Here is a 12,564-nt window from a genome sequence, read left to right as displayed (position 1 = left end):
GACGTCATGGCTCAGCACTTGGAGACCTTTTCGCGCCAAATGGCCGAATTCTCGGACAATAAACGAGAGTTTCTGGAAATCGGGCGTCTGGCCGGACGATTTCCCGCCGCAAGCGCACGGACCAAGAGCGACAGCGACTCCTCCGAAATAAGCATTTGGTGCAGCAACGACTACCTCGGCATGGGGCAGAACCCGCTCGTGCTGGATGCCATGAAGGAAGCCATCGACACATTCGGAGCCGGGTCCGGCGGTTCCCGCAACATCGGGGGCACCAACCACTACCACGTGCTCCTCGAAAAGGAGCTGGCGGATCTGCACGGCAAGGAAGAGGCGCTGCTGTTCAGCTCCGGATACACCGCGAACGACGGGGCCCTCACGATCCTCGCGGGCCGGATGGAGGGGTGCGTGGTCTTCTCCGACGAGCTGAACCACGCTTCCATCATCGACGGGCTGCGCCACAGCGGCGCCGAGAAGCACATCTTCCGCCACAACGACGTCGGGCACCTTGAGGAGCTGATCGGGCGGGCCGACCCCGCCCGCCCGAAGCTCATCGTCGCGGAGTCCGTCTACTCCATGTCGGGCGACGTCGCACCGCTCGCCGAGATCGCACAGCGCCACGGAGCGATGACCTTCCTCGACGAGGTGCACGCGGTCGGCATGTACGGCCCCGAGGGCGCCGGCATCGCCGCGCGGCTCGGCATCGCCGACCGGTTCACGGTCATCATGGGCACGCTGGCCAAGGGCTTCGGCACGGCGGGCGGCTACATCGCGGGACCCGCGGCCGTCGTCGACGCCGTCAGGAGCTTCTCGCGCGCCTTCATCTTCACCACCTCGCTGCCGCCGGCTATCGCGGCGGGCGCGCTCGCCGCCGTGCGGCATCTGCGGGGCTCGGAGAAGGAGCGTGACCAGCTCTGGAGCAACGCGCAGCTGATGCACGGGCTGCTGAGGGAGCGGGACATCCCTTCGTCTCGGACAACTCGCACATCGTGTCCGTGTTCGTGGGCGACGAGAAGAAGTGCAAGCAGGCGTCCGAGCTGCTGCTCGGCAACCACGGCAGCTATGTCCAGGCGATCAATGCGCCGAGCGTGCGGGCGGGGCAGGAGATCCTGCGCGTAGCTCCCGGCGCGGTGCACAGTGCCGCTGCGGTACGGGAGTTCGTCGAGGCGCTGGACCAGATCTGGGAGACCATCGATATTCCCCGCGCGTCGACGTCGCTTCCCTCGCAGGTGATCGGCTGACCTGGCTGACCCACGGACAAAGGGGCGCCCCCGCGCCGGAGGAGGACTCCGGCGCGGGGGCGTTTTCTGAGCGCTCAGATCTCCGGCCGACGGGCGGAGTCGCCCGCGAACACGACGTCAGCGGTCGCGACGGACGAGCCGATTGCGATCGTGGGCATGGCCTGCCGTTTCCCGGGCGGTGTGAGCTCGTCCGAGGAGTTGTGGCGGCTGGTTGCGGACGGCGTGGACGCGGTGGGTGAGTTTCCGGTCAACCGCGGCTGGGACCTGGATGAGCTGTATGACCCGGATCCGGCGACGTCGGGCACGTCCTATACCCGGCACGGCGGATTCCTTTACGACGCCGACGAGTTCGATCCCGAATTCTTCGGGATGTCGCCGCGCGAGGCGCTCGCCACCGACCCCCAGCAGCGGCTGCTGCTGCGGACCGCGTGGGAGACGTTCGAGAGTGCCGGGGTCGATCCCGAGACGCTCCGGGGCAGCCGTACGGGCGTCTTCGCCGGCGTGATGTACCACGACTACGGCTCGCGCATACGCAGTGTGCCGAAGGACCTGGAGGGCTATCTGGCCGGCGGCAACGCGGGCAGCATCGCCTCCGGCCGTGTTGCGTACACCTACGGTCTGGAGGGCCCGGCCGTCACCGTGGACACTGCCTGCTCGTCCTCCCTGGTCGCGCTGCACCTGGCGGCCAACGCCCTGCGTCAGGGCGAGTGCGACATGGCGCTCGCCGGCGGCGTCACCGTGATGTCCACTCTCCAGGCATTCGTCGAGTTCTCGCGCCAGCGCGGGCTCTCGGCCGACGGCCGCTGCAAGCCCTTCGCCGCGGCTGCGGACGGGACGGGCTGGTCGGAGGGTGTGGGCCTGCTGCTGGTCGAGCGGCTGTCTGATGCTCGGCGCAACGGGCATCAGGTGCTGGCGGTCGTACGGGGCAGCGCGGTCAACCAGGACGGTGCGTCGAACGGCCTGACGGCGCCGAACGGTCCTTCGCAGGAGCGGGTGATCCGGCAGGCGCTGGCGAATGCGGGCCTGTCGGCCGCGGACGTCGACGCGGTTGAGGCGCACGGCACCGGCACCACGCTGGGTGATCCGATCGAGGCGCAGGCGCTGCTGGCTACGTATGGTCGGGAGCGGCCGGAGGACCGGCCGTTGTGGCTGGGTTCGTTGAAGTCGAACATTGGGCACGCGCAGGCGGCGGCGGGTGTCGGCGGCCTGATCAAGATGGTGCAGGCCATGCGGCACGGTGTCCTGCCCAGGACCCTGCACGTCGACGAACCCACCCAGCACGTCGACTGGGAAGCCGGAGCCGTACGTCTGCTCACGGAGGACCAACCGTGGCAGCAGGACGGCCTGAGGCCGCGCCGCGCCGGGATCTCGTCCTTCGGCATCAGCGGCACCAACGCGCACATCATCATCGAGCAGCCGAGCGAGCCCGCGGCCGAGGGCCGGGCGACCGACGGGATCGAACCACCCGTCCTCCCTTGGGTGGTGTCGGGCACTTCCGCGGACGCCGTGTCGGCCCAGGCACGACGCCTGCTCGCGTCCGTCTCGGGTGCGAGCGGCCCGGATGCGCTGGACGTGGCGTACACGCTGGCCACCGGCCGGGCCGCGCTGGAACAGCGCGCCGTCGTCGTCGGCACGTCCAGGGCCCAACTGCTCGCCGGCCTCGGTTCGCTGGCCAACGGGAGCTCAGCACCCGGCGTGGTCCGCGGCACGCGCGCGCAGGGCAGAACGGCGTTCCTGTTCACGGGGCAGGGGAGTCAGCGTCTGGGTATGGGGCGTGAGCTGTACGAGCGGGTGCCGGAGTTTGCCCGTGCCTTCGACGAGGTGTGCGGGCATCTGGACGGTGAGCTCGGACGGCCCTTGAAGGATGTGGTGTTCGCTTCCGCAGATGGCGAGTTGGCTGAAGCGGGGTTGTTGGACCAGACGGTGTTGACGCAGCCGGCGTTGTTTGCGGTCGAGGTGGCGTTGTTCCGGCTGGTGGAGTCGTGGGGTGTGCGCCCTGATTTTGTGGCGGGGCATTCGATCGGCGAGTTGGTGGCGGCGCATGTGGCCGGGGTGTTGTCGCTGGCGGACGCCGCGGTGCTGGTGGCGGCGCGGGCGCGGTTGATGCAGGCATTGCCGGCCGGTGGGGCGATGGTGGCGGTCCAGGCAGCCGAAGAGGAAGTGCTGCCGCTGCTCCAGGACGACCGGGTGGCGATCGCGGCGGTCAACGGACCCCGGGCCACGGTCGTGTCGGGTGACGAAGAGGCAGTCATCTCGGTCGCCGAGCAGGTGGAGTTGCTGGGCCGAAAGACGCGTCGCCTGACGGTCTCTCATGCGTTCCACTCACCCCGTATGGACGGGATGCTGGAGGAGTTCCGGGAGATCGCCGCCGGACTGACCTACCACACCCCCCACACCCCCGTCGTCTCGAACGTCACCGGTGAACTCGCCGACGCCGCTCGGCTCTGCTCCGCCGACTACTGGGCTCGGCATGTCCGCGAGGCCGTGCGCTTCGCCGACGCGGCACGCACCCTCGCCCGCGAAGGCGTGACCAACTTCGTCGAGCTCGGCCCCGACGGCGTGCTGACCGCGCTTGTCGAGGACACGCTCGACAATGAGCCGGGCGAGCACCTCGCTCTGCCGCTGCTGCGACGCGACCGGTCGGAGACCGGCACGCTTGTTGCCGGAATCGGGCAGCTGTACGCGGCGGGCGTTCCGGTGGACTGGCGCGCCTTTTTCGCGGGCAGCGGAGCCCGTCGCGTCGACCTGCCCACGTACGCCTTCCAGCAGGAGCGCTACTGGCTTGATGCCGACATGGCCGACGACGAGGCCGGGGGAGCGGGGACGAGCCCGACCGGTCACCCGTTGCTGGGTGCCGCGGTCGATCTCGCCGGGGCCGACGGGGCGCTGTTCACCAGCAGGATCTCGGTGCGGAACCAGCCATGGCTCGCGGATCACACCCTCCTCGGCAGTGCCGTGCTGTCGGCCGGTGCCTTCGTGGACCTGGCGGCGCGCGCGGGCGAGGAGGTGGGGGCGTCCGTTGTGGACGAACTCGTACTCCGCACCCCGCTCGTGCTGCCGGCCGAAGGCGCTGTGCGGCTGCAAGTCAGGGTGGGCACTTCGGAGCCGGAAGGCGCCGATCGCCGGCCGATCGCCGTGTACGCCCGACCCGACACGGCCGGCGCCCCCTGGACCCTGCACGCGGAAGGTCACCTCGAAGCCGGTGACGGCGGCGGCCATGAACTGGACCCGGGGGCGCTGGACGCCGCGCTCCTCGACCACCCGTTCACGGAGGGCGAAGGGACCGTGCTCGTGCCCACGGAGTGGCGCGGGGTACGGATCCACTCAGCCGTCACGGAGTCGGCACGGGCGCGCCTGACCGAGACAGGAGAGAACACGGTCGCCGTCCAACTGGTCGATGTTCAGGGCGCGGTGGTCGGCACGGTGGACTCCGTCCGCTACCGGGAGATCGTCGAGGAGGAGTTCACGGCCGCCTCGGGTGTGTACGGCGACGCGCTGTTCCGTTTCGAATGGACACCGGTCACCGCCACCGCTCCGCATTCCCCCGTCGAGCTTCACTGGGCCCTTCTCGGGGCTGACACTCGTACGGGCCACGACACCGCCGACGACACGGCCCGCGGCCTGGTGCGTCACGAGGATGTGGCCGCGGTCGGCAAGGCTGTCGACGCCGGTGTGCCGCTCGACGCCGTACTGACCTACTGGCCATCCGGCGCGTCCGACAGTGGCCTGGCGCTCCGCGCGGCAACCCACCGTGCGCTGACGCTCGTCCAGGACTGGCTCGCCGACGAGCGGCTCGGCGAAACGCCGCTCGTCGTGGTCATGAGCGGTGGGGCGGCAGTCGGCTCGCGGGATTCCGTCGACCTGGAGGCCGCGACGGTCCGCGGACTGCTGCGCTCCGCCCAGGCGGAGCACCCGGCCCGGCTGATCCTCGTCGACATCGAGCCGGTCGACATCGAGCCGGTCGACATCGAGCCGGTCGACATCGAGCCGGTCGACATCGAGCCGGTCGACATCGAGCCGGTCGACATCGAGCCGGTCGGCTTCCGGCCGCTGACACCACGCGTGGGCACAGCGCTGTTCGACGCGGCACTCTCTGTGCCCGTGAACGGAGCCCCCACCGACGCGGTCCTGGTCGCGATGCCCGTGAACCTCCCGGCGATGCGCGCTCACAGCCCCGTACCGCCGCTCTTCCGGACGCTCGCCGGAGTGCCGACGCGCGCCGCGCACACCGGCGGGGGTGTCGAGCCGTTGGCGCGACGCCTCGCCGGACTCGACGACGACGAACGGCACAGGCTGGTGCTCGACCTGGTGCGTGCGAAGGTGGCGGACGTGCTGGGCCGTACGGATCCGGCCTCCGTGGGGGCCGAACGGCCCTTCCAGGAAATGGGCTTCGACTCGCTCACCGCCGTCGATCTGCGCAACAGGCTGAAGGCGGACACCGGGCTTCCGCTGCCCGCGACACTGATCTTCGACCACCCCTCGCCGGCCGCGCTCACCCACTTCGTCCTCGCGCAGGCGGCGGCCGACGAGCAGCCCGGCGCGACCTCGGTCCTGGCCGAGCTGGACGGGCTGGAGGCCGCGATCTCGTCGGCCGATCCCGACGGTCTGGACAGGACCGTGATCACCGAACGTCTGCGGGTGCTGCTGGCCAGGGTCGGCCCTGACCGGACGGATGACGAGCAGACGCCCGATGCGGCGAGCAGGCTCGCCGAGGCATCGGCCGACGAGATCTTCGACTTCATCGACAGCGAGCTGGGCCGCGGCACGAACTGACCGTCCCACCACCTCACAGCCATCCAAGGAGAAGCGGGTCCACATGCCGAACGAAGAGAAGCTGGTCGAGTACCTCAAGTGGGTGACCGCGGATCTCCAGAAGACGCGCCAGCGGGTCGCCGAACTGGAAGCGGGGCAGGACGAGCCCGTGGCGATCGTCGGCATGGCCTGCCGATTCCCGGGTGTCACCTCGCCGGACGAGCTGTGGCAGCTCGTCATGGACGAGGGCGACGCGATTTCGGACTTCCCCACTGACCGGGGCTGGGACCTGGACAGTCTCTACGACCCCGACCCGTCCCGGCCAGGGAAGATCTACATCAAGCAGGGCGGCTTCCTCGACGGTGCGACGCAGTTCGACCCCGCTTTCTTCGGGATCTCGCCACGCGAGGCCCTGGCCATGGACCCGCAGCAGAGGGTGCTGCTCGAGACCGCGTGGGAGGCCATCGAGCAGGCGGGCATCGACCCCACGACGCTCAAGGGGACCAGGACCGGTGTCTTCGCGGGGCTCGTCGAGCAAAGCTATCTGGACCTGGACAGCCCCGAGGAGTTCGAGGGCTACCAGATGACCAGCAAGCTCAGCTCGATGGCGTCGGGCCGCATCTCGTACACCCTGGGCCTGGAGGGCCCTTCGGTGTCGGTCGACACGGCCTGCTCGTCGTCGCTGGTCGCCCTGCATCTGGCCGTGCAGTCGCTGCGGTCGGGCGAGTCGACGCTGGCGCTCGCGGGAGCCTCGTACGTCTCCGCGCACCCTGGCGGATACATCGACGGCTCCCGGCAGCGGGGACTCGCCGAGGACGGCCGGTGCAAGCCGTTCTCCGCCGCTGCCGACGGCATCGGCTGGTCCGAGGGCGTCGGCCTGCTCGTGGTCGAGAAGCTGTCGGACGCCCGGCGTAACGGTCACCGGGTCCTCGCCGTCGTCCGGGGGAGCGCCGTCAACCAGGACGGTGCGTCGAACGGCCTGACCGCGCCGAACGGTCCGTCGCAGGAGCGCGTGATCCGCCATGCGCTGGCCAACGCCAAGCTGACGGCGGCCGACGTGGACGCGGTCGAGGCGCACGGCACGGGCACCCGCCTGGGCGACCCCATCGAGGCGCAGGCGCTGCTGGCCACCTACGGCAGGGCGAGGCCCGAGGGCCGACCGCTGCTCGTCGGCTCCTTCAAGTCCAACATCGGCCATGCGCAGGCGGCTTCGGGCGTCGGCGGGCTGATCAAAATGATCCAGGCCATGCGCCACGGCGTCCTGCCGAGGATGCTGCATCTTGACGAGCCCACACCCTTCGTGGACTGGTCGGCGGGTGACGTCGAACTCCTCGGCGAGGCCCGGCCGTGGCCCGAGACGGGTGCGCCGCGCCGGGGCGCGGTCTCGGCGTTCGGAGCGAGCGGCACCAATGCGCACGTCATCCTGGAACAGGCGCCCGAGGTCGGGCCGGAGCCCGAGTCGGCCGTCGACGCGCCCGCCGTGCCGTGGGTGCTGTCCGCCAAGACCTCCGACGCGCTGCGAGCCCAGGCCCGGCGGCTGCACGCCTTCGCTGCCCGTGACACCGCCCCCGGCACGCTGGACGTGGCGCTGTCGCTCGCCACCACCCGTACGGCGATGGAGCACCGCGCCCTGGTCGTCGGCCGGGATCGTGAGCAACTGCTCAGCGGTCTGGATGCGTTGGCGAACGGGACCGAGACCGGCAACGTCGTCACCGGGACCGCGGGCGGTCCCGGTGAGAGCGGCAAGACGGTGTTCGTCTTCCCCGGGCAGGGCAGCCAGTGGCCCGAGATGGCCCGGGAGCTGCTGGACACCTCCGACGTGTTCGCGGCGCGGATCGCCGAGTGCGCCAAGGCGCTGGAGCCGTACGTCGACTGGTCGTTGGAGGACGTGCTGCGCGACGCGGAAGGCGCGGCGTCGCTGGAGCGGCTCGACGTGGTGCAGCCCGCGCTGTTCGCGGTCATGGTTTCGCTGGCCGAGCTGTGGCGTTCGCACGGTGTCGAACCCGCGGCCGTCGTCGGGCACTCGCAGGGCGAGGTGGCCGCCGCGTGCGTCGCCGGAGCGCTGTCGCTGGACGACGCGGCCCGGGTCGTCGCCCTGCGCAGCGTCATCGCACTCAAGCTCCAGGGTACCGGCGGCATGGGCGCGATCGGGCTGCCGCGCGAGGACGTCGCCGCACGCCTGGAGCAGTGGGACGGCAGGCTGTCGATCGCGGTGGAGAACGGCCCCAGCTCGGTGCTGGTCGCCGGAGACCGCGACGCACTGGGAGAGCTCATCGCCCAGTGCAAGGCGGACGGCGCGCGGACCAAGCGGTTTCCCACGGACTTCGCCTCGCACTCCGCGCAGGTGGAGGCGGTACGGGAAGAACTCCTCGCGGCGCTTGCGCCGGTACGGCCGCAGAAGGGGACCGTTCCGTTCTTCTCGACGGTGACGTGCAACTGGGTGGACACCGACCGTCTGGACGCCGAGTACTGGTACACGAATCTGCGGGGGACAGTCGAGTTCGCCCGCTCCGCCCGGGCCCTGGCCGAGCAGGGACACGGGATCTTCGTCGAGATCAGCCCCCACCCCGTGCTGACCTCGCATCTTCAGGAGAACCTCGGCGACGCCCCGGTCATCACCGGCACCCTCAGGCGCGACGAGGGCGGCATCGACCGCTTCCTCGCATCCCTGGGGGCCTATCAGGTGCGCGGTGGAGAGGTCGACTGGGCGCGGCTGTTCGGGGGCATCGGCGCTCGTCGCGTGGAGCTGCCCACGTACGCCTTCCAGCACGAGCGGTACTGGTACGAGTCCGGCGCCGACACGCTCGACGCCACCGGTCTCGGCATGAGCGCGACAGGGCATCCGCTGCTCGGTGCCGCGGTCGCGCTGGCCGGAACCGAGGAGACGCTGTTCACCAGCAGGCTCTCGCTGCACACGCATCCCTGGCTGGCCGATCACATCGTCGCGGGCGCGGTCGTTCTGCCGTCGTCCGCCCTGGTGGAACTCGCCCTGCGGGCCGGTGACGAGCTCGGCTGCACGGCCGTGGACGAACTCCTCGTCGGCGCACCGCTCGTGCTGCCCGCGCACGGCGGCGTGCAGCTCCAGGTCGCGGTGGGCGCGGCGGACGAGGAGGGCGGGCGGGACGTCACGGTGCACGCCCGCCCCGAGGACGGCGACGTACAGTGGGCCGAGATCGCCCGGGCGCGGCTGAGCGTCCGGGGTCCGGGCGCGCCGTTCACGACGGGACAGTGGCCGCCCCCGGGGGCGCAGGCGATCGACCTGGAGGGCGCCTACGACGGGCTCGCCGCGGCGGGCCTGGCACACGGCCCGAGGTTCCGGGCGCTGACTGCCCTGTGGCGTGCCGACGACTCCGTCGTGCACGCGGAGCTGACGCTGCCCGAGCTGTCCGCGGGCGACGCGTCCCGGTTCGGCGTGCACCCGGCCCTGCTCGACGCGCTGACCCACGCCGCGCAGATCGCGGACGCAGCGTCCGACGCCTCTGCCGAGCCGTCGGCGCGCACCGCAGTCGGCTGGGGCGACGTCCAGCTCTACGCCACCGGCGCGACCGCGCTGCGCGCGCGGCTGACCCGGTTTTCCGATGGCAGCCTGTCCGCGCTGCTCACGGACCTGAGCGGGCAGCCGGTCGCCGCCGTCGGCTCACTCACCTTCGGACCCGCGGCGACCGGTCGGCTCGAACACGCCGCGGCCCGTGACCACGACGCGCTCTTCCACACCGACTGGACCCCGATCACGCTCGCGCAGCCCGATGAGCCTCTCCGCTTTGCCGAGTTGGGCGACGGCGAGGTCTCCCCGGCGCGGGTCGGGGACGTCGATGCCGTACTCGTACACCTGGAGTCGCGGGACACGGACGAGCCCGTCGCCGCCGCCCACGCGGCCACCCACCGTGTGCTGTCCGTGGTCCGGGCGTGGCTCGCCGACGACTCGCTCGCCGACATACCGCTGCTCGTGCTGACCCGAGGAGCGGTGGCCGCCGCATCAGGCGAAGGAGTACGGGACTTGGGCGCGGCGGCCGTAATGGGCCAGATCCGCTCGGCGCAGTCGGAGAACCCCGGCCGGTTCGTGCTCGTGGACACCGCGGGAACCGACGGCGAACCCTCACCCACGACCTTGTCGGCGGTCGTCGCCTCCGGCGAGCCCCAACTGGCCCTGCGGGCGGGCAAAGTGCTGCTGCCGCGAGTGCGCCGGGTGCCGGTGGCGACCGGACGATCGCCCTCCGGGTCCTGGGACCCTACCGGCACGGTGCTCATCACCGGTGGTACCGGCACCCTGGGCGGCCTGTTCGCCCGCCATCTCGTCGTCGAGCACGGCGTGACCCGGCTGCTGCTCACCAGCCGCCGGGGTCCCGATGCGCCGGGCGCTGCCGAGCTCACGGCCGAACTCGCCGAGTTGGGAGCCGAGGTCGCCGTCGCCGCCTGCGACGCCGCCGACCGGGACGCACTCACCCGCGTGCTGGCCGCGATTCCGCAGGACCGTCCGCTGACCGGCGTGGTGCACGCGGCCGGCACCCTGGACGACGGCCTGATCACGGCGATGACCCCGGAGCGCCTGGACGGAGTGCTGCGGCCGAAGGTCGACGCGGCGTGGCATCTGCACGAACTCACTCGCGACCTCGACCTGTCGGCGTTCGTGCTGTTCTCGTCCCTCGCGGGCGTCATCGGCGGTGCCGGACAGTCCAGTTACGCCGCCGCGAACACCTTCCTCGACGGTCTCGCCGAGTACCGGGCCGGCCTCGGCCTGCCCGCGACCTCCGTCGCCTGGGGGCTGTGGGCGCAGACCGGCACCACGGGTGACCTGTCGGCGGCCGACCTGGAGCGCATCGCGCGCGCCGGTTATCCGCCCATCGCCTCCGAGCGTGGCCCGGCGATGCTGGACCTCGCGCTGGCCCTCGACCGGGCCACGGCCGTGGCCACCCCGCTGAACATCGAGGCACTGCGCGAACAGCCGCGGCAGGTGCCCGCGGTGCTCGGTTCGCTGGTGCGCGTACCGTCGCGTCCCGCCGCCCGGAACAGCGATGTCGCGGTCGGCTCCCTGGCGCGCGACCTCAGCGGTCTGCCGGAGGAGGAGCAGCGCGGCCGGGTGCTCGACCTTGTGCGGGCGGAAGCGGGCGCGGTGCTCGGCCATCCGGCACCGGACACCATCGGCGAGCGGCAGCCCTTCACTGATCTGGGCTTCGACTCGCTGACCGCCGTCGAACTGCGCAACCGGCTCGGCTCGCTGACCGGCCTGCGGCTGCCGACCACGCTCGTCTTCGACCATCCCACCCTTGCCGCTCTCACCGCGTATCTGTGGGCCGAACTGGTGGGGGAGACGAGTGCCGACGACGGGCCAGCCGACCGTTCCGCGGTCGACTTCGCCGCAGAGATACGCCTCTCCGACGACATCCGCCCGGCCACCGAGGTGCACCGCGTCGTCGAGAACCCCAAGGAGGTCTTCCTGACCGGCGTCACCGGGTTCCTGGGCGCATATCTTCTGCGCGATCTGATGCGCACCACGGACGCGACCGTGCACTGCCTGGTGCGCGGCGCCGACGAGACGGCGGCGCTGGAGCGGCTGCGGGCGAACCTTCAGTGGTACGGAATCTGGGACCAGGTCGACAACGAGCGGCTGTCGGTCGTGGTCGGCGATCTCGGCCTGCCGGGCCTCGGGCTCGCCCCTGAGCAATTCGACGAACTGGCCCGGGCGGTCGACGCGGTCTACCACCCGGGGGCCATGGTCAACTGGGTCCAGCCGTACGCCACGGTCAAGGCGGCCAACGTGTCGGGCACCGAGGAGATCCTCCGGCTCGCCGCCCGCCACCGCACCGTCCCCGTGCACTATGTGTCCACCCTCGGCGTGTACGTCGGCCGCGACGCCGGCGGCGCGGGCATCAAGGTCTCCGACCCCAGCGGCCCGGGCGAGACCCTGCCGACCGGCTACACCCAGAGCAAGTGGGTGGCCGAGCAGATCATCGAGCTGGCCAGGGAGCGGGGACTGCCGGTCTCCGTCTACCGGGTTGACCTCATCGCCGGCGACCACGAGAGCGGTGCCTGCCAGACCCGCGACTTCGTGTGGCTGAGCCTGAAGGGGCTGCTCCAGGCCGCGGCGGTGCCGGGTGACATTCCGGTGCGGTTCCGTCTGATGCCGGTCGACTACGCGAGCGCCGCGATTTTGCACATCTCCCGGCAGGCCGGGAGAGACGGCCGGACGTTCCACGTGTGCAGCCACACCGGACTGACGCTGGGCACCATGGTGGAGGAGCTTCGGGCGCACGGGTACACGCTCGACGAACTGGACTGGGACAGCTGGCGTGAACGCGTGACCGCCGACGCGGAGAACGCGATGGTCCCGCTCTTCGACGCGTTCGAGGTGATGGCCGCCGCTCCGGACGCCTTCTATCCGCCGATCGACGACCGCGAGACGGTCGAGGCGCTGGCAGGGAGCGGAATCCACTGCCCGGAAGCGACTCGCGAACTGTTCGGCAGGCACGTCGAGTTCTTCGCGGAGAAGGGGTACTTCCCGGTGAAGTAGGAAGCGCGGACAGACGGGGCTAGGCCGTTTCATTCAGATCATCGGATCCTTGGTCCGGTTGTGTCG

At 71.0% G+C, this 12,564-nt stretch carries 1 protein-coding gene and 2 pseudogenes; all 3 read left to right on the top strand.

What is annotated here, in order from left to right:
• The first annotated feature begins 6 nt into the window (after positions 1-6).
• The 3 genes and pseudogenes from hemA (at position 7) to OG953_RS11700 (ending at position 12,498) form a co-directional block, all read left to right on the top strand.
• A pseudogene (hemA, locus tag OG953_RS11710) lies at positions 7-1,238 on the top strand (5-aminolevulinate synthase).
• Between the two features lie 63 nt (positions 1,239-1,301).
• A pseudogene (locus OG953_RS11705) lies at positions 1,302-6,011 on the top strand (type I polyketide synthase); the annotation flags it as partial.
• Positions 6,012-6,054: 43 nt separating this feature from the next.
• On the top strand, positions 6,055-12,498 hold the full coding sequence (locus OG953_RS11700) for a type I polyketide synthase (RefSeq protein WP_405684020.1): 6,444 nt from the start codon (positions 6,055-6,057) through the stop codon (positions 12,496-12,498).
• The last annotated feature ends 66 nt before the right edge of the window (positions 12,499-12,564 follow it).

This window comes from Streptomyces sp. NBC_00057 (genome assembly GCF_045041165.1).
Classification (GTDB): Bacteria; Actinomycetota; Actinomycetes; order Streptomycetales; family Streptomycetaceae; genus Streptomyces.
The sequence above is the reverse complement of the archived record's forward strand: the minus strand, read 5'-3'. Positions and strand labels throughout refer to the sequence as shown.